This window comes from Halomonas sp. E19, from assembly GCF_052439355.1.
In the GTDB taxonomy this organism is placed as follows: Bacteria; Pseudomonadota; Gammaproteobacteria; order Pseudomonadales; family Halomonadaceae; genus Halomonas.
In genome coordinates, this window is sequence record NZ_JBNFWU010000001.1 from 1,416,531 (window position 1) to 1,440,366 (window position 23,836).

Here is a 23,836-nt window from a genome sequence, read left to right on the forward strand (position 1 = left end):
CTGAAAGCATCCCGAAGAGTCTCAGCGCTCGGTTGCGGAGGGCTCCGTCTCCGAGCTTTCCGCAGCCTCCTCGCGGTGCCGCTCGCCCGGCTCCTGCCAGATGCGCCGCGACAGTTCCTGCTCCAACGCCCGGATTCGCCCCGCCTGCTCATCGAGATGACGCTTCTGGTCATCGATGCGCGCCTGCAGCAGCGAGTGCTCGTGGCGTAGCGTATCGATTCGCTCTTCGGCGCGGGTTTTGGCCCACTGGGTCTCCCGATGACGCTTCTCTTCTTGCGCCAACACCGCCTGCGTCTCGTGCAGCTGTCGCTGCAGGGCTTCCTGGCGCTTTTCCATCTGCTGCAGTGCTGCCTGGTGTCGCTTCTCGTTCGACAGCCGCTCCTGTCGCGCCTCGTCGAGCAGCCCCATCAGGCGGGCTTCCGCCGATTCATGGCGCTGCTCTTCCTGGTTAAGACGAGCCTGGTGCTGGGCGTCCCGCTCGGCCAGCCCCTGCTGGTAGGCCTGCGCCTGCTGCTCGCTGTCGACCTGGAGCTGATCAAGCTGCTGCAGGCTGCGGGTCAGTCGCTCGGCTAGCTGGCTGGCTCGCTCCAGCGCTTGCTCGCGCTCGGCTTCGGCCTTCGCCAAAGCGGCGCTGCGCTGCTCCAGGCGCTGCTCGGTGCCGGCCAGGTGTGCCGCCAGCGCGGTTTCGCGCTGCTCGGCATCTTCGACCAGCCGCTGGGCGCTGAGCATGGCCTCCTTGGCGTCGGCGACCTGGCGATCCGCTTCTTCACGATAGCGGCCAAGGGCCTCGCCGGCCTCTTCCTGCGCCTTGCCCCATAGCCCTTCGACGAGCCGCTGTACGGATTCCGGCAATGCCAGGGGAGTCGGGCTCTCGCGATTGGTTTCACGACGGTTTCGCCATTCGCGCAGATGATCGCTGATGGTCGTGAAGCTGCCGGTTCCCAATACTTCACGAATCTTCTGCACGCTCGGCGCTTCCCCCTTGGCCTGAAGGGCCTCGATTGCCCGCTGAACGTCTTCATATTGCACACCGCTGCGTGCCATCACGGCTCTCCTTGAAAGAACAAGCGCTTGCTCCTTGAGTTATGCCGCAGGCGTCGCTTGTTGTTTCACTTCCCTGCGCCCGCAAATCGCAGCATAGCGCCATTCGACGAAAGGGGAAGTAAATTACATTATACGTAATATGTAATTACGAATAATGCTCGGCAATAAATTCAAGATTACCCGCCTTATCTTGAATTAATGCTCGCTACACCTGAGACTAAGGGCACAGCGTTTAAGGAGCCCAGCAGATGGTGCCGCCAGACAAGCCAGAAAGAGATGCGAAAAGGCCGGTTATCACTGCCGTAAATTATTCCCAGGTAATTGATTCAAATAGAGTTTCACCTTCGTACCGACAGGGCGAGGCCCAGCGTATTGCAGCCCGCAGCGATGCCGAAGCTGTGGCCCAGTGGCTGGCGGAGTTTCGTGCCAGCCCGCAGACGCTGCGTGCCTATCGCCGTGAAGCCGAACGTCTGCTGCTGTGGCTCGAACCACAAGGTCGCGGTCTTGCACAGCTGCGCCGTTATGACCTGGATGCATTCGAGAGTTTCTTGGCTGCCCCCATGCCGGAAGAGCGCTGGATCGGGCCGCCGCGGCCGCGCCATGCGCCGGACTGGCGCCCGTTCCGCGGGCCGCTGTCGCCCGCCAGTCGTCGACAGAGCCTGGTGATCCTGCAGGGGTTGTTTGCCTGGCTGGTTGAGGCGGGGTGGGTCGAGCACAACCCCTTCCGACTTATGCGCGACAAGCGCCGCCGGCTCGACAACCGCCAGGCAGGCATCGAGCGCTACCTCGAACGGCCGCTATGGGAGTGGCTATGGCAGTGGCTGGAACGCCCGCTTAGTGACGAAAGCGACGGGCGGCAACGCTATGCCTGGCAGCGGCGGCGCATTCTCTTCGGCTTTGCCTACCTGTTGGCACCCCGCCTCAGCGAGATGGCAACGGCCGAGATGGGTGATTTCTTCGAGCGTGAAGGGCGCTGGTGGTGGCGGGTAGTGGGGAAGGGGGGAAGGTAGCACGCATCCCGGTGCCCGCCGACATGCTGGCATTGCTAGGCGAATGGCGAACCGTACTTGGGCTTGTGGCGCTGCCGCGGCCAGGCGAGGAGGGTCCCGTGCTGCGGGGACTGGATGGTTGCCGCGGGCTGGGTGACAACCAGCTCTACCGGCTGATACGCGATACCTTCCGCGAGGCCGCCGAGGCACTCAAGGCGGAAGCGGGTGAGCCGGCCATGGCCCAGGTGGCCAGGCTGCGCGCCGCCACACCCCACTGGCTGCGACATACGGCGCTGACCCACCAGGCCCAGGCCGGCGTGGAGTTGCGCTATCTCGCCAGCACCGCACGCCATGCTCGCCTTGATACCACGGCCAGGTACTTGCACACGGAGGACGAGGAGTGGCATCGCCAGCAGTCCGCCCATGGCTTGCCCGGCCGGGCCGACGAATCGGTATAATGGCGATCAAGCCAACATGGGAGGCAACATGACCACCGAAGCCACGGCCGAGCAGGCCCAGCAGGCCTTACGGGAAGAGTTCGAGCTGTTCGACAACTGGATGGATCGTTATCAGTACATCATCGACATGGGTAAGCAGCTGCCGCCGTTCCCCGAAGAGTGGAAAACCCCGGAGCTAAAGATTCAGGGCTGCCAGTCGAACGTCTGGGTACACCACCGCCGAGACGGTGACGTGATCCACTTCGAGGCGGTCTCCGATGCCGCCATCGTTTCTGGCCTGATCGCCGTGCTGATGCGCATCTACAACGACCGCCCGCCGGAAGAAATCCGTGCGACCAGCCCCCACTTCCTGCAGGACCTGGGGCTGGACAAGCACCTGTCGCCGACACGTAGCAACGGGCTGCATGCCATGCTGGCAAAGATCTACGAGGTGGCGGAGAGCGAAGCCGCCTGAGCGAAGCCTGTAGGCGGGTCAGCGTTTTTCGGGATGCTGGCCATGGCGGCAGCGAAAGTGCTGGTCGAGCTCGGGATCGTCGCGACAGAGCCGCTCGCTAGGCCCGCCCGGCACCGGATCGATGCCACCTGCGCTGCCGGGGTGGCAGCGCACGATACGTCTGGCGGCCAGCCAGCCTCCGCGCAGCGGGCCGTGGACCTGGATGGCCTCCACGGTATAGTGCGAACAGCTGGGCCAGAAACGGCAGCGTGGCCCCAGCAGGGGGCTCACTACCCACTGATAGATACGAACCAGGCCGATCAGAACGAGCCCCAGTCCGCGCCCGGCCAGCCGACCCAGACGATACAGCCAGGCGGCAAGGCAGGGCATCCGTCAGCGCGCCGCAGTAGCAGTGGGGTAGAGCTGCTCGGGGTCGATCAAGGGATCGCTGCTGATCCTTGCCGCGGGTTTTTCCAGCGCCACATAGAAGCAGCTGCGCCGACCGGTATGACAGGCCGGCCCCGTCTGGTCGACCTGCAGCAGCAGGGTATCGCCGTCGCAGTCGAGGCTGGCTGCCTTGAGCTGCTGCTGCTGGCCCGAAGTCTCGCCCTTACGCCACAGCTTGCCTCGGGAGCGCGACCAGTAGCAGACACGCCCGGTGGCCAGCGTCTCTTCCAGCGCTTCGCGGGTCATCCAGGCCATCATCAGCACTTCGCCGGTGTCGTACTGCTGAGCAATGGCGGGAATCAGTCCTTCGGCGTTGAACAGCGCCGCATCGAGTACCTGTTCCAGCGGGTGAGTCTCGCCCTGGCTGCCGCGTTCAAGCGCCTTGAAGGTGGTCATGTCGTCATTCCTATTCTTACTGAAAGCTGGCAGGCCGAATCAGCCTCATGCATTTACCGCCTGGCCGAGGCAGTGCTGGCAGCTGCCCAGTAGCTCGATGGTCTGCCGCTCCACGCGAAAGCCGAGCGCGCGTGCATGCTCGCTGAGCTGGCTATTCACCTCGTCCAGGTGCAGTTCCTCCACGCGCCCGCAATGGCGGCAAATAAGCAGCTGGAAGCCATGCCTGTGCTCGGGGCAGGGGCAGGCGACATAGGCATTCAGCGATTCGATGCGATGCACAAAGCCTTGCTCGATCAGGAAGTCGAGGGCGCGATAGACGGTGGGTGGGCGCGCCGCCGCATGTTCGACGGTGAGGCGATCAAGCAGATCGTAGGCCTTCAGGCCGCCGGCGGTCGAGGCGATCATCTCGAGCACTCGCCGCCTAATGGGGGTGAAACGCACGCCATTTCGCTGGCACTGTCTTTCCGCCTGCACAAGCAGGGCGCTGGAGTCGGTCATGAGGAAACCGGCAGGTTCAGGACAAGTAGGCATTCTACGCGTTGCGCCAGGCAGTCACCAGCGCCCGGCTCATACGGCGGGCTTGAGCTCGCCGCGACGGGCAAAATGCGCTTGCGCGAAGGCCACTCGCGCCTCGACATCAAGGCCGGGCGGCTGCTTTTCGATCAGGTCCAGCCGAGGGCGCAGCCCCTCGCCGTTGGCCATCTGGATCGCAAGGCCGGGGCGCGCATTGAGTTCAAGCAGCATCGGGCCGCGGTTCTGGTCGATCACCATGTCGGTGCCCAGGTAGCCCAGTCCGGTCATCTCGTAGCAGCCCGACGCCAGCTTGAGCAGATTGGTCCAGTCCGGAATGCGCAGGCTGGCCAGCTCATGGCCGGTATCGGGGTGGTCGCGTCGCGAGCGGTCGAACTGCACGCCGCGCACCGCGGTTCCGGTGGCGATGTCCAGCCCCACGCCCACCGCGCCCTGGTGCAGGTTGGCCTTGCCGTCGGAGGCGGCCGTGGAAAGTCGCATCATGGCCATCACCGGATACCCCAAGAAGACGATGACCCGTATGTCGGGCACCCCTTCGTAGGTGTATTCGGAGAGCTGGACATCGAAGTTGATCAGCGCCTCGATCATCGCCACGTCAGGCGTGCCGCCCAGGGAATAGAGGCCCGACAGGATATTGGAGATATGCCGGTGCAGGTCTTCCAGCTCGAGGCGCACGCCGCTCGGCTTGATGTAGCCTTCATTCTCGACGTGCTCGATCACCAGGATGCCCTTGCCGCCGCTGCCCTTGGCCGGTTTGATCACGAAGCCGGAATGCCCCGCGATCATCTCCTGCAGCCCCTTGATGCCGAACTGGGTCGTCACCGTGCCGATCAGCGCCGGGGTGGTAATGCCATGCTGCTCGGCCAGCAGCTTGGTCTTCAGCTTGTCATCCACCAGGGGTAGAGCCGCCGGCTATTGTAGCGGCCGATGTAGCGAATGTTGCGGCGGTTCATGCCGATGATGCCGCGTCGAAGGAGCTGGCCTGGCCTTGCCCACATGGCTCAATCCTCGGTGACGGGCTTGAACCGCCGCAGTTCGAGCAGGCGGTAGCCGGTGTAGTTGCCGATCAGCAGGATCATCGCCATGATGATCAGCTGAACGCCCAGGAAGTTGAAGGTGATGTGCCGTATCCACGGGTTGTTCATCGCCAGGTAGGCCAGCACCGCGGTGACCAGGCTGCCGCCGCCCTGGATCAGCACCTGCTTGGGTCCTTCCTCCTCCCACAGGATCGACATGCGCTCGATGGTCCAGGCCAGGATGATCATCGGGAAGAAGGTGATGGTCAGACCGGCGTTGAGGCCCACCCGGTACGAGAGCACCGAGAAGATCGAGATGATGGCGATCACCGTGATGATGACTGCCGAGACTCGTGCCACCAAGAGCAGGTTCAGGTACGACAGGTAGTTGCGGATCACTAGGCCGACCGAGACGATCAGCAGGAAGCCGATCAGCCCCGTCAGCAGCGTGGTCTGAATGAAGGCGAGGGCGATCAGCACCGGCATGAAGGTGCCCGAGGTCTTGATCCCGACGAGGATGCGCAGGAACACCACCACCAGCGCGCCAATGGGGATCAGCAGGATGGTCTGGAACAGCGCCTGCTCTTCGAGCGGGAGGCTGTGAATCGAGAAGTTGAGCAGGGTGTCGTCAGCCAGCTGGCTGCGAACGGCAGCCGCCGCCGGCTGGCTGCGCGACAGCATCGAGAACGTCACGCGTGAATTGGTCCCGCCCTGGACCTCCAGCACCGCCCGCCCGCCGGTTTCCCACAGCAGCAGGTTCTCCGGCTGGCCTTGGGCACCGGTCATCGGGTCGAACAGGGTCCAGCTCTCGTCGTTCTCGAACACCTGGATCCATGGGGTCAGCGTCTGACGACGACGGCCGTCGTCCAGCAGCAGCCCGCTCACTTCGCGTGCCGGTACGCCGGCCTCGTTGAGCAGCCTTACCACCAGTGGGCTGCGCTCGAACTGGGTCAGCAGCAGGCGGGCATTCTCGCCCTGGCGCTCGCCGCTGAGTTCGTGGATCAGCTCACGGGCGAAGGTATAAGGGTCAGCGCTGCGGGCCCAGGCACGCTCGATCACATTGGCGGCGGCGGTGTCGTAGGGGCGCTCCCAGCTGATGTCGCGCAGCGCCGGGGGGCGGATATTCTGGCGCCGCCGGTCCTCGGTCACCTGCAGGCGCACGGAGTAGTAGAGCTGCTGGCTACCGGCGGCTTCGCGAATCGACCATTGGGCGCGGCGACCGGTTTCATCCTGCAGGAAGGAGAGGCCGTACCCCGGGGAGGCGGTGTTCTCGGTCAGAATGCGGTAGCCACGCTGGTGGGAGGGCAGGGCGAGGTCGACCCGTACCGGAGAGCCGAGCGCGGTGAAATCGACCACGGCCTCCACCTCCCACACCAGACGCTGTTCGCCCGGTGTCCAGGGAACCTCGAGCTGAATGTGACGATGCAGGCTGGTGCCAACCCCAGCACCAGCAGCAGGCCCACGATAAGGTAGAAAGGCAAGCGCGACATGAAGCGTCCTTGGTCAGGCGTGGGCTGCGGATTTAGATCTCGTCATCGTCTCGGTCGACGATTTCGTCCTCGGCGGCTTCCGAGGCGGGCCGCCCGCCGGGAAATTCAGGTCGAGGATGCAGGTAGGTTTCGGCCACGTCGATCAGGGCGATATCCATCAAGAAGCGGCGCCCGAGCAGTACCGGATAGTTGAGGTGCGTTCTATCGTTGAGGGTGAACTCGACCTGCTCGCGAATTGGACCCAGGGTCATCATCAGGCTCACGACCGGGCGAGCTTCGCTGCCGGAAGCCTGCACGATGCGCACGCGTCGAATCACCGGCCGCTCGATCCACTCATTCTTGACGCCTTCCACCACCACATCGTCGTCGGTCAGCCCCAGGCGGAAGCGCACCCAGTCCTCACCATCGCGCTCGAAGCGTGTCAGGTCCTTGGCCGACAGGGACGAAGTGTTGGCCCCGGAATCGATCCGCGCCCGAAGATAGGTGCCCACGTCGGGCAGGCCGATCCACTCCGAACGCCCAACGAGCTCCTTGTCGTTGAGCGTTTCGCTGATCTCTTCGCGGCATTCAGCCGTGACCACGATAGGCTCTTCCCCACGCTGCTCCAGGCGAGCCAGGTTGAAGTTGATCTCGCGCAGCGTGGCGCCGGAGTCACGCAGTTCGCGGAACAGCGTGTCTTGGTAAAGATCCTGGCGCTTCAGGCGGTCATCGAGGCGATCGCAGCTGAGGGCGAGCTGCTGTTCGAGCTGCTGCATGCGGGCCTCGAAGGCATCCGGGCTTAGGGTGGGCTCGGGCTCTGCCTGAGGAGCAACGGCGCAACCTGTCAGTACCAAGGAGGTCAGCAACCAGGGGGCGAGTGTCAGCAGCGTGCGTGGTCGCATGATGGATCAAAAACCTCCGGGGACAGAACCGAGAACGATGGGTGACGAGGCGAAACGGCGGGAGAGGCACAACCCAGCCTAGCGCAAGAAAGTGACGAGAGATGATAAGGATTAAGCTACGGTTTTGTCCAACGCCTTGGCGAATTCATCATTTAACATAATATACATTATGCGCACTTTGCTATAGACATCACCAACCCTGGCCATGCCGGGAACGCCTTGCCTGCGACCAAGAAACCCTGCAAGCGAGAAACCCCGGCGGCATGCCGGGGTTTCATTGGCGGGACATTCGCTTCGGGTCAGGAGCCATCGTCCGCCGGTGCGTAGGAACCGTCCTCGCGGTGCACTTCCTTGCCGGTGATCGGCGGCGTGAACACGCAGGCCAGGTGCATGGTCTTGTGGGCGCGCAGCAGATGCTCGTCATGCTGGTCCAGCACATAGATGTCACCCGGCTTGATCGGCCAGATCTTGCCGTCGGCCAGGGTCTCGACTTCGCCTTCACCCTCGATGCAGTAGACCGACTCGTAGTGATGCTTGTAATGAATGTGGGTCTCGGTACCTTCGTAGATACGCGTGATGTGGAAGGAAAACCCACCGCCATCGCCAGCCAGTACCAGCCGCGTGCTGTCCCAGGTGCCGGTTTCCGCCTTGACCAGTCGGTCCGTCTTGCGCGCTTCCTCGAGATTGCGAACGATCATGGTTCACGTAGCTCCGCTCAAAATATCGAAACAAAAGTTCGAAACATAATATTGCAACGATCGGCTGCCGTGGCAGCCGATCGCGCTGCTTGTTGTGTTGCCACCCCTCAGCCGACAACTTCCTTGACGCTCTCCTCGAGGATATCCAGCCCCTTGAGCAGATCCTCATCGGGAATGGTCAGCGGGCACAGGCACTTCACCACTTCACCATCCTGACCGCTGGTCTCGATGATCAGCCCCTTTTCGAAGGCCTTGCTGGTGATCTTGTCGGCCAGCTCGCCGGTGCCCACGTCGATGCCACGCATCAGGCCTCGGCCGCGTTCGCTCGCCGGCACGCCTTGCTCGCTGATCCAGGTGGCAATCTTCTGGAAGCGGTCCTCTACCACCCTGCCCTTGCGCTGCACATCGCGTTCGAAGGTGTCGTCCTGCCAATACTTGCGCAGTGCCGCAGCGGCAGTGGTCAGCGCCAGGTTGAAGCCGCGGAAGGTGCCGTTGTACTGGCCCGGCTTCCACTGGTCGAGCTCCGGGCGCATCAGCACGTGGGCGAACGGCAGCCCATAGGCTGACAATGATTTCGAGTTGGTGACGATATCAGGCGTGATGCCGGCGTGCTCGAAGCTGAAGAACTTCCCGGTGCGGCCACAGCCAGCTTGGATGTCGTCGACGATCAACAGGATATCGTTGTCGCGACAGATCTGCTCGAGGCGCTTGAGCCAATCGAGACCGGCGACATTGATGCCACCTTCACCCTGTACGGTCTCGACGATCACCGCGGCCGGAACATCGAGGCCGCCGGACTTGTCGGCCAGCAATTTTTCGAAGTAGTCCAGAGTATCGGTGTTTTCGCCTAGATAGCCATCGTACGGCATGAAAGCGGCACCCTGCAGCGGAATGCCACCGGTGGCCTCGCGGAACTTGCGATTGCCAGTGGTCGCCAACGACCCCATGGTCACCCCATGGAAACCATTGGTGAAGGTCACAATGTTGTGACGTCCTTTGGCCACCCGCGCCAGGCGAATGGCGGCTTCGACGGCGTTGGTGCCGGTCGGCCCCGGCAGGTGGATCTTGTAGTCCAGGCCGCGCGGCTTGAGGATCAGCTCCTCCAGCGCTTCGAAATAGTCCCGCTTGGCGGCGGTCCAGAAGTCGAGGCCGTGCACGATCCCGTCACTATCCAGGTAATCCAGCAGCGCCTGCTTCAAATGAGGATTGTTGTGGCCGTAGTTGAGGGTGCCGGCGCCCGCCAGGAAATCGATGTACTCGCGGCCCTCCTCGTCGGTCAGTCTGGCATTTCGGGCCTGAGTGAAAACGACCGGAAAGGAACGCGAATAAGTCCGTACGTTGGATTCCATGCGTTCAAGCGTCTGGGTTTGCATCTGAAGACCTCCTGGTGAGGTAAAAAAAGACATGAGAAGAGAGTGGACGGCCGCCTGACGGCCATCCCGCTTCATTCTTGATGGACAGGGCTAGATCCGGCGGGTATCGAAGGGGCCGATACGCACCAGATTCTCCGGGTCGTGTTCCCCGCCAAGTTGGTCGGTAGAGAAGTATTCCCGGCTGTTGAGAGGGCCTGCCAGCGGTCGGCAAGCCGGCGGAAAAGCCCCCATGACGCCTGGTTGTCCGGCGTGATAGTGGTTTCCAGATGGTGGACCTCGGCAAGCTCGGGCCGGGTCATGACTGCTTCGACCAGGCGACGTGCCAGGCCGGTACCGCGCGCTTTCTCGCCCACGGCTACCTGCCATAGGAAATAGGTATCCGGCGCGTTGCTTTTCACATAACCAGACACGAAGCCGACGATCTCGTCCTCTGCGTTGGTGGCTACCGCGCAGGTATTGCGGAACTGGGTTGCCAGGAGCAGATAGGCGTAAGCGGAATTGACGTCCAGTGGGGGGCAGGACTTGACGAGCTCATACACCGCCCAGCCGTCGTCGGGGTTAGGCTTGCGAATGAAGAGCGGCGAGGCGTCGCTGCCGACCACGGCATCGGCCACACTTGGACGGGCCAGCTCAGCTGAAGGCGTAAAAGGCTGTGTTGTCACGTTCATGGTAAGGCTTCGCTGTAGCGAGGTTGAGATAATGATAACAGGGCCGTCGGATAAATCAAAATTAAGGTTATGACTTAAGCCTTCATCCATAACACAAAATTATGCCCGCTAATCAAGACCAAGCGAGCCGCACCGGGTTCGGCCGAGACGACGCTCCGCTTTGACCACCCACCCTTACACCACTCTCAGTCTAGACCACCCCCAGCGGCACGCCATGGTTAAGCAAACGGGCCGCCCTAGGGCGGCCCGATGCAGGACTGTCGCAGCGGTAACCGCTGCGATGGTACGAAGGGGATCAGCGTCGCGTCGGCGTGCGCATCGTCACGAACTCTTCCGCCCCGGTGGGATGAATGCCGATGGTGGCATCGAAATCCGCCTTGGTCAGGCCCGCCTTGACCGCGATGGCGATGCCCTGAATCACCTCGCCTGCCTCGTCGCCGACCATGTGCGCCCCAACGACCACATCGCTTTCGTCGTCGACGATCAGCTTCATCAAGCAGCGTGCCCGGCTGTTCGACAACGAATGTTTCATCGGCTTGAAGTCGGTGCGATACACGCGGATAGCCGCGTAGCGCTCACGCGCCTGCTCCTCCGACAGGCCCACCGTGCCAATATTAGGGTGGCAGAACACCGCGGTTGCAATATGGGAGTAATCCAGAGGCGGCGGCGTATCATCGCTGAAATGACAGCGCACGAGGTGCATCGCTTCGGCCAGCGCCACCGGGGTCAATTCCGGGCCACCGGTCACGTCGCCCAAGGCCAGGATTGAAGGGATCGAGGTCTCGTGGCGCTCATTGGCATGCACGGTGCCATCCGAATTCAGTTCAACGCCCAGTGTATCCAACCCCAAGCCTTGCAGATGCGGCTTGCGCCCGGTGGCGGCAAGCACGGCATCCACCTCGAGGGTCTCGCCGTTGGTCAGGCTGACGGTCAAGCCTGATTCGCCCTTCTCGATGCTTTCGATGTTGGTCTCAAAATGCAGCCGGACGCCCCGCTCTTCCATCTGCTCACGGGTGAACTCCTTACCTCGCGGTCGAATCCACGCAGGAACAGCTCGCCGCGATAGACCAGGTGTGATTCGCTGCCCAGGCCGTTGAAGATGCTGGCGAACTCCACGGCAATGTAGCCGCCGCCCAGCACCAGGAAGCGCTTCGGGAAGGTATCAAGATCAAAGATCTCGTTGGACGTCAGGGTATGCTCGCGGCCGGGGAACTCGGGCACCCAAGGCCAGCCTCCCACGGCGACGAGGATCTTGGCGGCACTGTGAACGGTCCCGGCCACTTCGACCCGGTGCGGGTCGAGCACCTTGGCGCGCCCTTCAATGAGCGTGACACCGGCACTCTCCAGCAGCCTGCCATAGATCTCGTTGAGTCGGTTTATCTCGCGGGTCTTGTTGTCGCGCAGCGTGGCCCAGTCGAAGGTTGGCGCCTCTGGCAGGCTCCAGCCAAAACCATCGGCATCGCCAAAGGCCTCTTGAAAATGCGCGGCATAGGAATAAAGCTTCTTGGGTACGCAGCCCACGTTGACGCAGGTGCCTCCCAGGTAGCGGTCCTCGGCGACTGCCACACGCGCCCCGGTGGCTGCGGCGGTACGCGCCGCCCTGATGCCGCCGGAGCCGGCCCCTATGACGAACAGGTCGTAGTCGAAATCTGGCACGAAAATCTCCTAGTCATGCGGGCTTGGCGTACAAGACCCAGCGTTGCCTCCGCCGATACTACCAGCCCGTGGATGGACAGTGGGAGTGCGGCGCTTGACCGCGGCCTACTCGATCCGTAGAAAAACGCACGAGTGAACTCGACGGTGGCAGCCAGCCGGCATCGTCAGTGCAACCGGGCACAGCGGACGCCGGCGCCTGCCCAAGCCACGGACATGTGCGACACCACGCAGGGAACCCGCATGAACGATTCTTTCGCCCCACTGCAACAGGCGCATCTCGATGGGCTCGAACGATACTACGCCGAGCGGCTCTCAGCGCTCGGGTATGACGGTGTCTGGCTGTTCAGCGGGAGGCCGCTCCTGCATTTCGGCGACGACCAGTACGCCAGCTACAGCAGCTTTGGGCATTTCCAGCATTGGACCGGCCAGCCCGGCATGGCGCACTGCTGGTTGCGCATCATCCCCGGCAAGCGCCCGACTCTCTTCCTGCACGCCCCGGATGACTTCTGGCACCTGCCGACCCGTCTGCCGGACGAAGCATGGACCGAGCGCATGGAGATCGTGGTAGGACGCTTCGAGACGCCGCCGCCCACCACACCCGGCCGCTTCGCCGTGCTGGGAGATCTCGACTCCGCCACTGCCCAGGCGCTCGGCGCCGAACTCAACCCCGCCGCGCTGTGGCAGGCACTTGATGAGGCCCGCGTACGCAAGAGCGACTTTGAGATAGCCTGCCTAATGGAGGCCAATCGGCAGGCCATGGTCGGCCATCTGGCCGCCCGCAACGCCTTCCTGGCCGGCGGCGCCGAACTCGACGTCCAGCTCGCCTACCTTGGCGCTTCACGCCAGCGTGAAAGTGAGGTGCCCTACGGCAATATCGTCGGCATCAATGCTCATGGCAGTGTGCTGCACTACCAGCACTATGAGGTTCGGCCTCCGGCGCGCAGGCACAGCCTGCTGGTCGATGCCGGCGCCCGTCATCGCGGTTATTGCGCGGATATCACCCGCACCTGGGCAGGCGCCGACGCCGACCCGCTGTTCGCTGACCTGATCCGCGGCATGACCGAACTCAAGCAGCGCCTGGTGGCCGAGCTGCGCCCCGGGCTTTCCTATGTGGTGCTACACATGGCCATGCATGAGGGGCTGGCGAAGCTTCTGCGCGACAGCGGGCTGATCACCTGTAGTCCCGAGGCCGCGGTGAATGAGGGCGTGACGTACGCCTTCTGCCCGCATGGGCTGGGCCATCTGCTGGGGCTCCAGGTGCACGATGTCGCCGGGCGCCGCGCCGCCGATGGCTCCTCGCTGCCACCGCCCCCGGCGCATCCGGCCCTGCGCCTGACGCGCGACCTGGAGCCCGGCATGGTGCTGACCATCGAGCCGGGGCTGTATTTCATTCCGATGCTGCTCGAGCCGCTCAAGGCACAGCCGCAGGGGAAAACGATCGACTGGACGCGAGTGGCACGCTTGGCGCCGCACGGTGGCATACGCATCGAAGACAACCTGCTGATCACGGCTGACGCTGCGTTGAACTTGACGCCCGACGAGCGGGAAGTGGAGGCCAGGGTCCGGTGAGGCGACCATGAGCGAGCGCTATTTTTGTGCCGATTTCACGCCGCCGCGTGGGGCCGCCAACCCTCACGTGCAGACCCTGCTGCCTCGGCTGATGTCCTTGCCCCGCCTGGCGCGGGAGATCGAGGTGCTAGAGCTGCCAGACGGTGATTTCGTCGAGCTCAACTGGGCGCTCCCCAAGCCGGCAGAGCCGACCGCCCCGCTCTTCGTGCTGTTCCATGGGCTGGAAGGCTCCTTCGACTCGCCCTATGCTCGCTGGCTTCTCAAGGCCGCCACGGGCCTGGGCTGGCGTGCCGTACTGATGCATTTCCGCGGCTGCGGTGCCCAGCCCAATCGCCTGCCGCGTGCTTACCACAGCGGTGACACGGCGGACGCCTACTGGCTGCTCGGCGAACTCTCGCACCGCTATCCCAGGGCGCTCAAGGTGGCCGCAGGCGTGTCGCTGGGCGGCAACATGCTGCTCAAGCTGGTCGCCGAACAAGGCGGCGATGGTCTCGACCTGGCCGGCGCCATCGTCGTCAGCGCCCCGCTCGACCTGGCCGCCAGCGCCGATACCCTACATCGCGGCTTTTCACGAGTGTACGAACGCCACCTGCTCAAGGCGCTGAAATCCAAGGTCCAGGTAAAACTGAATCGCGGCGGCCTGCCCTGGCGCTGGACCACAAGGGGCTGGCGCGCATCGACAGCCTGCGCGCCTACGATGATGCCGTCACCGCCCCGCTGCACGGCTTTCGCGATGCCGCCGACTACTATCAGCGTGCCTCGGCCGGCAGGCTGCTGGACAGCATCGAGCTGCCCACCCTGATCCTGCATGCCGATGACGACCCCTTCATGCCGGCGAATCTCTTTAGACGGCTTCCGGTTCCGTCCGATGCCGTACGCCTGGAGATCACCGAGCACGGCGGTCATGTGGGCTTCATGGAGTGGCGCCAAGGTCGACTGCGCCCCTGGCTGGCCAGGCGCGTGGAACAGGCCCTTCTGGCCTGGCGTCCGCAGGACGACATCTGGCGGCAAGCGACCGGCGCGCGACTCAGCCGATCGGACAGCTGACGCCCGTGCCCCGCAGGCCGCAATAGCCGCCCGGGTTCTTGTGCAGGTACTGCTGGTGGTACTCCTCGGCCAGATAGAAGTGGGTCAGCGGCGCGATCTCGGTGGTAATCGTGCTCCGTCCCGCCTGGGCCAAGGCAGACTGGTAGATATCGCGGCTGCGCTTTGCCGCGCGGAGATGGGCGTCGTGAGTGGTATAGATCGCGGAGCGGTACTGGCTGCCCATGTCGTTGCCCTGGCGCATGCCCTGGGTCGGGTCATGCGCTTCCCAGAAGGTTTTCAGCAGTGTCTCGAAATCCTGCTCCTGCGGATTGAACACCACCTGGACTACCTCCGTATGCCCGGTACGCCCGGTGCAGGTCTCTTCGTAGGTCGGATTCGGCGTCACCCCACCGGCATAGCCCACTGCGGTGACATGCACCCCTGGCAGCTGCCAGAACAAGCGTTCGGCCCCCAGAAGCACCCCAGGCCTAGCACCACGACCTCGTGCCCTTGCGGAAATGGCGGCAGCATCGAGCGACCGCTGACGGCATGGACGCCCGACACGCGCAGCGGCGTGTCGCGACCTGGCAGTGCCAGAGAGGGATCGATGATCATGCTGGTCTCCTGGTAGTGGCCTTCACGGGGTTTCGCTGCCGCCCGGCGGCCTGCCGGGTCGGGTGAAAATATAGACCAGGTCGACGGCCTGGGCCGCCCCGGAGACAGCCTGCACATAAAGGTTGCGCCACAGCGTGTAGCGCAGGGTCAGTTCGGCGATCGGCGAGAAGATGCCGACCCCGTAGCTGATGCGCAGGTCCTCGGTCAGGTAGCCGGTGACGACCACCTGGCTTTCATCGCCCACGCCCGCCGTTTCCAGGGCCAGGTCATCGATGCCGAACGCACGCCCCAACGCCCCTACCGCACCGCCTGTCTGACCCAGGGTCAAGCCCACCAGTGCCGAGGTCAGGGCGCCGTCGGTATCCCCGTCCCGCGGCGCCCTGCCGCGCAGCAGGTAGGACAGCGCTGAGGCTTCATTCATCGCCGGCTCGGAGAAGATCTCGAGGCTCGGCTCCGCGGCGAAGCCGGTGACGCGCAGCCCGGCCACCACGCCGTCTTCGGTGACATCGGGATTGCGGATGGCCTCGAAGTCGAGCAGCGGCTGGTCCGGCGGTCCGCTGAACAGCAGCTGGCCTTGGCGAATCAGCAGGTCCTGGCCAAAGGCGCGGAAACGGCCATCGGTCAGAATGACCTCGCCGAACAGCTGGACCGGGCCGTCCTGCTGGCGCACCTGTAGGGTACCGCGCAGCCCGGTTTCCAGCCCGGAGGCGGCCAGCAGCATGTCAGGGCCGAGCAGCAGATCGATGCGAACATCCAGGCGCATGCCGGCCTCGCGCAGCGCCACCGCGGCCGCCTCGTCGTCGCCGGCTCGTACATCCAGCGCCTCCGAGCGCTGGGCCCGGGCTTCGTCTCGCCGCGTGATAATGATCTCGTCCGGGCTCGGGCTGACGGCGGCCGGCGGCGTCTCACCGATCTCCAGTCGCGCCCAGGGCACCTGGACCTCGCCACGTACGCGCAGCTCGCTCGGGTCGATGCGGATGCGCAGGTTCGGTGCCACACGCAGCCGGCCGAACTCGGGTAGTGCCACCAGCAGCGGGCGTCGTGTGCCGTCCACGCCGATGGCGATACGCCAGGTCTCGAGGGTCGGCCAAGTGGCCGTTCCGTCGATCACCAGGCGTCCGTCGTCAGTGGCAACGAAGCCGAGGATACGCGCACCATCGCCCTGGAACTCGACGCGTATGCGGCCATCCTCGACAAACAGCGGAATGTCCATGCCAGCGGCCTGAAGCCCCGCCAGCTCAAGCGCACCATCGAGACTGGGCGAGTCACGCGTTCCGCTGATCTCGACGCGGCCGCTAAGCACACCTTCCAGCGTATCGACCCCAGCGGCCAGGGTGCGATAGCGTGAGAGGTCCACCTCGGCCAGGGTCAAGGCTCCTGCAGGCGCCCTCTCCCATCGGATCCTGCAGGCCGAGCTGCAGCGTCAGGCGCCCGGCGCCGGCCAGGTTGAGATCCACGTCGAGATCGGCGCGAGACTGGGTGGCATCGATATCGAGGTTCAGACGCGTCGCAGGTAGCGACCACGGCTGGCCATAGATATCCACCCCCTGCAGCGACAGGTCACTGTCCAGCCCTCCTCTGACTCGCCACTGGTCGCCTCCCTGGCGCCACTGCACCTGCAGCTGCAGGTTGCTTTCGCCACCGGCGCGCCAATCGTCGGGCAACCATTCGTTGATCAACGCCATCGGCAGCTGCTGCACCGACAGCGCCATCTGCCCTTGGTCGCCACTGGCTTGCAGCGTTTCATCGAGGCACAGGCGGCCGCCCTGCTCGCGGCGTAGGCAGAACGGCTGCACCTGGGCGCTGCCGGCCGCCAGGTCGGCGGTGAAGCGCAGCGGATCCGCCAGGCGCAGCTCCCCATGTTCGGTATTCACCGCCAAGGGATCGATTTCGCCCACATAGCGCTGGCGGTCCTCGGTGAGCCGGCCCTGCAGCGTCAGCGAGGCTTGCGACAGCGGCATGTCGGGGCCGGCCACGGCATTCAGCCTGGCCTGATGGGCCGACAGCCGTCCTTCGAGGTCCAGCGTCACCTCGCTGAAACGCTGGCCGGCGGCAGCGATCCCCGTCGCAGCCAGGCGCAGGTCCAGTGCGGGGTCGTCGAGACCCTGCACCGTGCCGCTCAGGCTCAACGCTGCCAGACGGTTGTCATCGAAGGCCAGCTCGCTGCCGTCGAGGTCGAGCTCCAGCCGTGGCGCCTCGAGCGTGCCTGCGGTTCGGAAGCGGCCCTGCAGGCTGCCGCTCAGCGACTCATGCAAGGCCGAAAGCTCGCTGAGCGCGATATCGCCGCTCAGCGACATGCGGCGGTCGGAAATCTCGCCGCTGGCGGTCAGGCGATTGCGCTCGCCCTGGCGGAAGTCGAACTCCTCGACGCTCCAGCGCATGTCGCTGTCGCCCGCCAGGCGCGCCTGCAGCGATAGCGGCAGGCCTTGCAGCTCACCGGCAATGGCGAGCCTTGGCACGCCAAGCTCCCAGCCGTCAGGTGCCTGCTCGAAGGCGATATCGACATTGCCGCTCAGCCGTCCTTGTACGGCATCGGTGAAGCGACCGGGGTCAAGATTATCGAGCCGCAGCGTGGCATTCAGGCCAAGGCCGTCCTGCCAGTCGATGCGCCCGCGGCTGACCACCGAAGCGTCGCCCAGGGACATCGACAGCGGCGTCCAGGCAAAGTGGCTGCTGTCCCCGCTGCCCGTCATCGCCACGCGGGTGCGCGGTACGTCAGGGCCTTCCAGCCACAGCGACAGGGCGGCGGTGTAGTGTTCCAGATCGCCGCTGACGCGCGCCCTCACATCCTCAGCGAGGAAGGGTTCGTCCAGTGTCTCCTCGGGCGACTCGGGCACTTCCAGCATCCACCGCGAAGGCAGCGGCCATTGCAGAAAGTCGCTATCCAGGGCGGCCGTGAAAGGTAGTGTGGGGTCGAGGAGATCCGCGCCGGCCGTCAGCTGTGCATCAACCGGACCGGCTGCCGCAAGCTCGGCACGCAGATCGGAAAGGTCACCGCTTAGCGCCAGGGTCAGGCGCTGACTCGCCAGCTCCGGCATGAGGACAGGGAGCCATAGTGCTACCTCGAGCCTGGCCTCCAGCGGGTAGTCGTCGCGCAGCGCCACGCGTCCGCTGAGCCTGGCATCGGCGTCGAGGCTGGCGATATCCAGATAATGGAGCTCGACCCTCTGCTCCTCGGCCTCGAGTCCCACGGCTAGCTGGCGAACGTGGTAGTCGAGGGGGCCGCTGATGGCAATGTCCTCGACCTGCAGACGTGGCACCGAGAGACGGAACGGCAAGGTCACACTGGGCAGCTCGCGCCGCGCCTGCTCCGCCAGCGGAAGCTCCTGAACCGGCTCGGTGGATAAGGCCGGCGCCTGTACAGCCTGGGCGGCCAATAGCGCTGCCTCGTCGAGCCGTGGGGGCGCCGTCTTCCGCGGCCAAAACCAGCGCAGCGAGCGGCGGTGGCAAGGCCAGCGTCATGCCGCGGAGTCGACTGGGCAGCAGCTGCAGGAAGTCGTCCTCGGCATGCACGCCGGCGCGAAGCTCCTCCAGGGTGATTCGGGTGCCATCCCCCAGCACGACGCGCGCATTGTCTAGGGCGAGCTCCGGCGCCTCGATCGCCAGGGGAAAACGAAACTCGGCAGTAGTAACGGGGGCCTGGACCTCTTCGGCGGCTTCCAGGCTCGCTGCGGTCAGCGGCGTCGCTTCATTTACCAGCGCTTGCGACGGCGGCGGCAGGCTCACACGCAGCCCCTCGAGGTGGGTGGCGCCGAGCTCCAACCGCGACGCTCCCGCCTCTGCAGCGCTACTGCCGTGATCAAGAGCCACTCGGGTGCCATCGGCCAGGTGTAATTGGACGTTGATGAGCTCGAGCGAGCGGAGCTCGACGGGAATCGGTAGCTGCACGGGCTCGCCGGGAGCGTCCTCTTGCGCGGCGGGTGTGATTTCGTCCTCTGTTGGCGACGCGTCCAGCGCAATGCGGGCGTCTTCGATGACCAGTTGATCGATGCACAGCCGCCCCTGCAGCAGGCAGTCGTCGGCCCAGGCCAGCTCAAGGCGTGTAGCGGAGAAAGACAAGGTGGCGGTGTCAAGCGCGAAGCCGCGCAATACCAGGCGCTCCAGCGGGGCCCCTTCGACGCTTTCCAGTGCGTAGAAGCCTCGCTTGGCCCCTTCCTGCAGCAGCAGGCCAGTCCCCCAGGGCGAGAGCGCCAGGCCCAGGGCGAGCAGCGTCAGGCCCAACAGCCACAGTGGCAACAGAATCGACAGGCGCAGCAGGGACCACAACAGTAACCTCACACTCAAAACTCCGGGCCGATGGTGAAGTGAATGCGCCAGGCATTCTCTTCGTCGTCGAACGGGTGGGCCACGTCGAAGCGCACCGGGCCAACCGGCGAGATCCAGCGCACCCCCAGCCCAACGCCAGTGTTGAGCTGCTCCGGCCACCAGTCGGTGAAGGCGTCGCCGCTGTCGAGGAACAGCGCTCCCCACCAGTCACCCGTGACATGACGCTGGAGCTCGGCGCTGCCGACCAGCAGCTGCTGTCCGCCGATCAGGCGCCCCTCCTCGTTGCGTGGCGCCAGGCTTTCGAAGGCGTAGCCCCGCACAGAGCGATCGCCGCCGGTGAAGAAGCGCAGCGAAGGCGGAATTTGCGAGAAGTCATCGGTTTCGATGGCGCCCACGCTCAGGCGGGTCACGAAGCGCAGCCGCTCGCCCAGCATGCGGATCCATTCGGTGTCGCCGGTCATGCGCAGGAAGTCGGCATCGGAACCCCAGGCGCTGTCGGAATATTCGAAGGCGATGCGCTGGCGATCGCCCCAGGTCGGAAAGCGGGGATCCCGCGTGCGCGTGCGCGACCAGCTGACCCCGGGGTAGTAGATGAAGACGCTTTCGGCCTCACCGCCCTGGGTGAAGTCCTCGTAGGTGGCACGCACATAGACCGTCTGCACCCAGCGGTTGTCGAACTCCCAGCGCCGTGCCGCCTCGAGCGAGAGTTCGTTGGTACGGGTATCGTCCATGTCGCGGTGGCGGAAGCCGTACTGGAAACGGTACTGGTCGCGCAGTGGATCATCCAGCGGTAGCAGATAGGTACCGGTCAGGCGCTGCTCCGGCTGGGAGATGAACAGGTCATGATCCAGACTATGCCCGTAGCGGTTGATCCATGGCTGATCCCAGCTGAAGGAAAGCCGCGGACCCACGTCGGTGGCGAAACCCACGCCGACTTCGAAATGGTGCCGGTCCGCCGGTGCCACCTCTATGTCGATTGGCATATTGGGGCGCTCGGGCGCGTGCAGCTGACTGGCGGCGGCGAGCGCCTGGGCCGACAGCTGGGGGCCGGGCGGTCGCGCCATGCGCAGCCGCGTGGGCCCGCGTGGCAGCAGCGCCTCCCCTTCCGTCGTCACCTCGTTCCACCAGCCCAGCGTCGGCGGCGGGAAGGCCAGCTCGCGCCGTGCATCGAGGCGTGGGCGGACGCTGACCGAGCTGAACCAGCGCGACTGCCCAAGGCGCTGGGCGTATAGCGCAACGTCGCCGGCCAGGTAGGGTTCGCCCGGAGTGAAGGGCGCCATGCTACGCAGGCGCTCCTCGACGATATGGCTGCCGCGAATGCTGACCTGGCCGAAATCGTAGCGCTGGCCGCTGTCAAGGGTCAGATAAAGGCGCGCACTTTCGTCGAAGGGTCTGACCTCCATGCGGCGGTCGGTGAAGCGCCAATCAAAGTAGCCGCGCTCGAGCGACAGGTTGGCCAGGCGGTTGCGCATGCGATCCCATGGTGCATGCAACAGCGGATCGCCGACGGCGAGCGGCAGGGCGTCGACGGTGTCGCGGAAGGGGCTATCGCTCGCGGCCTCGCCCTCCAGGTTCACGTCGAGCACCTGGATCCTGACGCGCGGCCCGGGGTCGATGGTCAGCGCCACGTGCTGGGGCGGCTCCGTCTCGTCCAGGGCAATGGCCAGGCGCGGTTCGTAATAGCCATACACGCGCATGGCTTCACGTGTTCTGCGTGCCACCACCCCTCCAGGCGGCGCCGATCGTACTGCTCGGCGTCGAGACTGGCCAGGTAGAAGCGCACATTGTCTGCGACGTCGCCTTCGAGACCGTCGATGCGTGCCTCGAGCGCGAGCGCTGCATGAGCCATGCCAAGACACAAGGCCGTCGCACCCATGCGTGAAATCACGCCTTTCCTCATATCAACGGCTTCCTGACTGACTCCTTAAAACCGCAGGGCTTGGGCCCGGCGGCTTGCGACGTTACTGCTGCAAGGCTTCAAGCCCTGCGCTCAAGGATAGCTGGGCTTGCCTAAGTTCGAGCAGTTCCGCTTCCATGGCGGTGATTCTTGTCGGCAGGCCCTGCTGCACCTCGCTGATTGCGTCCAGCTGTTCGTTCAGCGACTCAAGCTGCTCCGACAGGGCCGCCAGGCGCTGCGTCATGGCGTCATCGCGGGCTTCGAGTCTTTCGTCGATCTGCATTGCCTGCTGGTTGAGCGCCGTGTCGAAACGCTGTTCCAGTGCCTCGACCCGCTCGGTCAGATTCACCTGCTGATCATCGCGCTCTGCCACGAGTGCCTGCAGGCGCGCGTCAGTGTCCTCGATCTGGGCGGCATGCTGCTGGCTGCCTTCGGCCACGGTGTCGAGCCGTGCCGCCAGTGCCTGCCTACCCTCCTCGCCAGCGCGCTCGATGGCATCGACGGAGAGCCGAATGGCACCGAGCAAGGCATCGCGCGTCTGGGCTTCCTCGTTCAGCCTGTCGAGCTGCGCTTCGATGGCGGCCAGGGTCTCGGCCAGGCTTTCCACCCGTGGCGCATCGTGCTGGGTGACCTGGCGCACCTCGGCCTCAAGGCCGGCCATCCGCGCCACGACCGACTCGCCGTGTGCCTCGATGCTGTAAAGCCGCGACTCGATGCCTTCCAGCCTGTCGCCGCGCCCTTCTTCGGCATCGAAGCGTGCATGCAGGTTGGACATTTCGCCGGCCAGCTGCTGCCACAGGTTATGCAACCGCTGCTGCTCCTGCCAGCCCAGCCAGCCGAGCCCCGCCACGGCCACCACCAGGAGTAGCGTCACCAGCTTGACGGGCCACAGCCGCTGCCGGGGGAGCGTAGCGGCGCGAACGCGTCAGGCTGGCATCAGGGTCAGGCACGATAGGGCGTCGCTCGACGGGGCGCGATTCGGGCATGAGCTAACTCCTTGTGGACAGGTGCGGCAGGCGCCCGCCGATGATAAACAGAGGCCACGCCTGCGCGCTCGCTGTTGCCTCAATGCGAGGAGCCAGCCACCTTCGGGTCAGCGCGCCGACCTATGCCGCGGTAGACCAGCCCCCAGCTTGCCACGTGGTTGGGGTCGTAGATATTACGGCCATCGAGTAACAGATGTTCACGCAAGTGCTTGGCCAGCCGAGCCCAATCCGGGTTCCAATAATGCTTCCACTCGGTCACCAACATCAAGGCGTCGGCGCCCTGGCACGCGATGTAGGGGTCGGCGTCGAAGGTTTCGAGCAGCGGATGGTCGCCCACCTCGGCCCGCACGGCGGGAATGGCCGCCGGGTCGTGAAGGCGCACCCGCACTCCTTGGGCCCAGAGCGCCCGCAGTAGGGTCAGTGCTGGGGAATGATCGATGCGCGCCGAGCCGGGCTTGAACGCCGCGCCCCAGATCGCCACCGTGCGCCCTTCCAGCTGACCATTGAAATGCGTCCAGAGCTTGCGAAACAGGGTTTCCTTCTTCTGCTCGTTGATATCGAGCACCTGTTCGAGCAGCGCCGACTGGCGGCCGCTGGCCACCTGCACATCGGCCAAGCGCATCAGGTCACGCGAGAAATTGGGGCCGCCAAAGCCACAGCCAGGGTAGAGGTATTCGTAGCCGATGCGCGAGTCGGCGCCCATGCCCTGGCGCACGTACTCCACGTCCACACCGAGGCTGTCGGCCAGGCCGGCTATCTCGTTCATGTAGCTGATGCGGGTGGCCAGCATGCCGATGGTGGCCAGCTTGGTCAGCTCCGCGGCGCGACGCGGCATCAGCTGCATGACGTCGCGACGGCGATTGAAGGCACGCAGCAGTTCACGCACCTGGGCCTCGGCGCGCTCATCATCGCAGCCCAGCAGCCAGCGGCCAGGACGCGTGAAGCTATCCCAGGCCCGCCCCTCCTCGATCATGTCGACCAAGGCGACCGCACGCCGTTCGTAGTTGCCCAGGCGCGCCTCGAGGCGCTCGGTCTCGCCGACCGGGAAGGTGGAGTGGTTGACCAGGACCAGCGGCTTGCTCTGCCGCTGTGCGGCCTGTTCGGCCAGCCGTCCTGCCTCTTCACGCTGTTCGGGCGACAGCGAGAACCAAAGCACGTCGATCGGCTCCGCCGAAGGCAGCGAGGCGTCGTCGGACACCGTGAGGGTGCCTTGCTGCAGGCTCTCCTGCAGGTGGCCGAGCAGGTCGGGCTCGCGCCGCACCCAGTCGGCCTCCAACAAGGCCGCCCAGGGAATCGTGGCGTGGGGAATCCAGTGCACCTGATGCCCCACCCACGAGAGTGCGGCCGCCGCCGTGACCGCGGCCAGTTCACTTCCATGTAGCTCGATACGCATCGAC

17 protein-coding genes and 6 pseudogenes are annotated in these 23,836 nt (G+C 64.9%); 6 read left to right on the forward strand and 17 right to left on the reverse strand.

Going from position 1 to position 23,836, the window contains the following annotated elements; genetic code table 11:
• Positions 1-21: 21 nt before the first annotated feature.
• On the reverse strand, positions 22-1,044 hold the full coding sequence (locus ACUDAL_RS07600) for a DNA-binding protein (RefSeq protein ID WP_444677707.1): 1,023 nt from the start codon (positions 1,042-1,044) through the stop codon (positions 22-24).
• A 320-nt stretch (positions 1,045-1,364) separates the two neighbouring features.
• Between ACUDAL_RS07600 and ACUDAL_RS07605 the strand changes: the two are divergent.
• Together ACUDAL_RS07605 and ACUDAL_RS07610 are read left to right on the forward strand one after the other, a co-directional pair.
• Positions 1,365-2,491, forward strand: a pseudogene (locus ACUDAL_RS07605) (tyrosine-type recombinase/integrase).
• A 28-nt stretch (positions 2,492-2,519) separates the two neighbouring features.
• On the forward strand, positions 2,520-2,945 hold the full coding sequence (locus tag ACUDAL_RS07610; protein ID WP_444677708.1) for a SufE family protein: 426 nt from the start codon (positions 2,520-2,522) through the stop codon (positions 2,943-2,945).
• Positions 2,946-2,963: 18 nt separating this feature from the next.
• Here the strand turns inward: ACUDAL_RS07610 and yidD are convergent, their stop codons facing one another.
• The 10 genes and pseudogenes from yidD to gorA all read right to left on the reverse strand — a co-directional run bounded on the left by yidD (position 2,964) and on the right by gorA (position 12,080).
• A complete protein-coding gene (yidD, locus tag ACUDAL_RS07615; protein WP_444677709.1) occupies positions 2,964-3,314 on the reverse strand; it encodes a membrane protein insertion efficiency factor YidD in 351 nt (116 codons plus the stop codon).
• Between the two features lie 3 nt (positions 3,315-3,317).
• Positions 3,318-3,767: a phosphoribosyl-AMP cyclohydrolase gene (gene hisI / locus ACUDAL_RS07620; protein ID WP_444677710.1), complete on the reverse strand. Its 450-nt coding sequence runs from the start codon at positions 3,765-3,767 to the stop codon at positions 3,318-3,320.
• Positions 3,768-3,812: 45 nt separating this feature from the next.
• Positions 3,813-4,265: a transcriptional repressor gene (locus tag ACUDAL_RS07625; protein ID WP_444677711.1), complete on the reverse strand. Its 453-nt coding sequence runs from the start codon at positions 4,263-4,265 to the stop codon at positions 3,813-3,815.
• A 69-nt stretch (positions 4,266-4,334) separates the two neighbouring features.
• Positions 4,335-5,296 (reverse strand): annotated as a pseudogene (locus ACUDAL_RS07630) (alpha-L-glutamate ligase-like protein).
• A 3-nt stretch (positions 5,297-5,299) separates the two neighbouring features.
• Positions 5,300-6,804 (reverse strand): annotated as a pseudogene (locus tag ACUDAL_RS07635) (UUP1 family membrane protein).
• A gap of 32 nt (positions 6,805-6,836) precedes the next feature.
• Entirely contained in the window at positions 6,837-7,685 is an 849-nt protein-coding gene (locus tag ACUDAL_RS07640) for a putative ATP-dependent zinc protease (protein ID WP_444677712.1), read from the reverse strand.
• Positions 7,686-7,984: 299 nt separating this feature from the next.
• Entirely contained in the window at positions 7,985-8,383 is a 399-nt protein-coding gene (locus ACUDAL_RS07645; protein ID WP_444677713.1) for an ectoine synthase, read from the reverse strand.
• Between the two features lie 107 nt (positions 8,384-8,490).
• Complete coding sequence (ectB, locus tag ACUDAL_RS07650) at positions 8,491-9,756, reverse strand: diaminobutyrate--2-oxoglutarate transaminase (protein ID WP_444677714.1); 1,266 nt, start codon at positions 9,754-9,756, stop codon at positions 8,491-8,493.
• Between the two features lie 90 nt (positions 9,757-9,846).
• Positions 9,847-10,424 (reverse strand): annotated as a pseudogene (ectA, locus tag ACUDAL_RS07655) (diaminobutyrate acetyltransferase).
• Between the two features lie 295 nt (positions 10,425-10,719).
• Positions 10,720-12,080 (reverse strand): annotated as a pseudogene (gene gorA, locus ACUDAL_RS07660) (glutathione-disulfide reductase).
• Positions 12,081-12,320: 240 nt separating this feature from the next.
• Here gorA and pepQ point away from each other — a divergent pair.
• From pepQ to ACUDAL_RS07675, 3 genes are read left to right on the forward strand one after another with little or no spacing between them, the layout of a single operon-like run.
• Entirely contained in the window at positions 12,321-13,649 is a 1,329-nt protein-coding gene (pepQ, locus tag ACUDAL_RS07665; protein ID WP_444677715.1) for a Xaa-Pro dipeptidase, read from the forward strand.
• Positions 13,650-13,656: 7 nt separating this feature from the next.
• Positions 13,657-14,451, forward strand: a complete 795-nt coding sequence (locus ACUDAL_RS07670) for a YheT family hydrolase (RefSeq protein ID WP_444677716.1) — start codon at positions 13,657-13,659, stop codon at positions 14,449-14,451.
• 26 nt (positions 14,452-14,477) lie between these two features.
• Positions 14,478-14,696: a hypothetical protein gene (locus ACUDAL_RS07675; protein ID WP_444677717.1), complete on the forward strand. Its 219-nt coding sequence runs from the start codon at positions 14,478-14,480 to the stop codon at positions 14,694-14,696.
• On the opposite strand, the pseudogene msrA reads toward ACUDAL_RS07675, so the two are convergent.
• From msrA to tamA, 4 genes and pseudogenes are all read right to left on the reverse strand, one after another.
• Positions 14,677-15,290, reverse strand: a pseudogene (msrA, locus tag ACUDAL_RS07680) (peptide-methionine (S)-S-oxide reductase MsrA). The gene ACUDAL_RS07675 and the pseudogene msrA sit on opposite strands and share 20 nt — an antisense overlap.
• Before the next feature lie 22 nt (positions 15,291-15,312).
• Complete coding sequence (locus tag ACUDAL_RS07685; protein ID WP_444677718.1) at positions 15,313-16,662, reverse strand: translocation/assembly module TamB domain-containing protein; 1,350 nt, start codon at positions 16,660-16,662, stop codon at positions 15,313-15,315.
• Complete coding sequence (locus ACUDAL_RS07690; RefSeq protein WP_444677719.1) at positions 16,586-18,667, reverse strand: hypothetical protein; 2,082 nt, start codon at positions 18,665-18,667, stop codon at positions 16,586-16,588. Before ACUDAL_RS07690 ends, ACUDAL_RS07685 begins: the two co-directional genes overlap by 77 nt.
• A 903-nt stretch (positions 18,668-19,570) precedes the next feature.
• Positions 19,571-21,277: an autotransporter assembly complex protein TamA gene (tamA, locus tag ACUDAL_RS07695; protein ID WP_444677720.1), complete on the reverse strand. Its 1,707-nt coding sequence runs from the start codon at positions 21,275-21,277 to the stop codon at positions 19,571-19,573.
• Between tamA and ACUDAL_RS07700 the strand changes: the two genes are divergently transcribed.
• Positions 21,271-21,438 carry a hypothetical protein gene (locus ACUDAL_RS07700; RefSeq protein ID WP_444677721.1) on the forward strand — a complete coding sequence of 56 codons (168 nt, stop codon included), beginning with the start codon at positions 21,271-21,273 and terminating at the stop codon, positions 21,436-21,438. The genes tamA and ACUDAL_RS07700 overlap by 7 nt on opposite strands.
• 79 nt (positions 21,439-21,517) lie before the next feature.
• On the opposite strand, the gene ACUDAL_RS07705 is transcribed toward ACUDAL_RS07700, so the two are convergent.
• Both ACUDAL_RS07705 and ACUDAL_RS07710 read right to left on the reverse strand, forming a co-directional pair.
• The gene (locus tag ACUDAL_RS07705) at positions 21,518-22,327 is read right to left on the reverse strand and encodes a hypothetical protein (RefSeq protein WP_444677722.1); all 810 of its coding nucleotides are present in this window, start codon (positions 22,325-22,327) and stop codon (positions 21,518-21,520) included.
• 191 nt (positions 22,328-22,518) lie between these two features.
• Complete coding sequence (locus tag ACUDAL_RS07710) at positions 22,519-23,832, reverse strand: UDP binding domain-containing protein (RefSeq protein WP_444677723.1); 1,314 nt, start codon at positions 23,830-23,832, stop codon at positions 22,519-22,521.
• Positions 23,833-23,836 lie beyond the last annotated feature (4 nt).

Bases quoted from the DNA above. Each gene is read 5' to 3' on its own strand.
- ACUDAL_RS07710 (WP_444677723.1), bottom strand. From the start codon at position 23,832: ATGCGTATCGAGCTACATGGAAGTGAACTGGCCGCGGTCACGGCGGCG.
- pepQ (WP_444677715.1), top strand. From the start codon at position 12,321: ATGAACGATTCTTTCGCCCCACTGCAACAGGCGCATCTCGATGGGCTC.
- ACUDAL_RS07670 (WP_444677716.1), top strand. From the start codon at position 13,657: ATGAGCGAGCGCTATTTTTGTGCCGATTTCACGCCGCCGCGTGGGGCC.
- ACUDAL_RS07675 (WP_444677717.1), top strand. From the start codon at position 14,478: ATGCCGGCGAATCTCTTTAGACGGCTTCCGGTTCCGTCCGATGCCGTA.
- yidD (WP_444677709.1), bottom strand. From the start codon at position 3,314: ATGCCCTGCCTTGCCGCCTGGCTGTATCGTCTGGGTCGGCTGGCCGGG.
- ACUDAL_RS07645 (WP_444677713.1), bottom strand. From the start codon at position 8,383: ATGATCGTTCGCAATCTCGAGGAAGCGCGCAAGACGGACCGACTGGTC.
- ACUDAL_RS07600 (WP_444677707.1), bottom strand. From the start codon at position 1,044: ATGGCACGCAGCGGTGTGCAATATGAAGACGTTCAGCGGGCAATCGAG.
- hisI (WP_444677710.1), bottom strand. From the start codon at position 3,767: ATGACCACCTTCAAGGCGCTTGAACGCGGCAGCCAGGGCGAGACTCAC.
- ectB (WP_444677714.1), bottom strand. From the start codon at position 9,756: ATGCAAACCCAGACGCTTGAACGCATGGAATCCAACGTACGGACTTAT.
- ACUDAL_RS07625 (WP_444677711.1), bottom strand. From the start codon at position 4,265: ATGACCGACTCCAGCGCCCTGCTTGTGCAGGCGGAAAGACAGTGCCAG.
- ACUDAL_RS07640 (WP_444677712.1), bottom strand. From the start codon at position 7,685: ATGCGACCACGCACGCTGCTGACACTCGCCCCCTGGTTGCTGACCTCC.
- ACUDAL_RS07610 (WP_444677708.1), top strand. From the start codon at position 2,520: ATGACCACCGAAGCCACGGCCGAGCAGGCCCAGCAGGCCTTACGGGAA.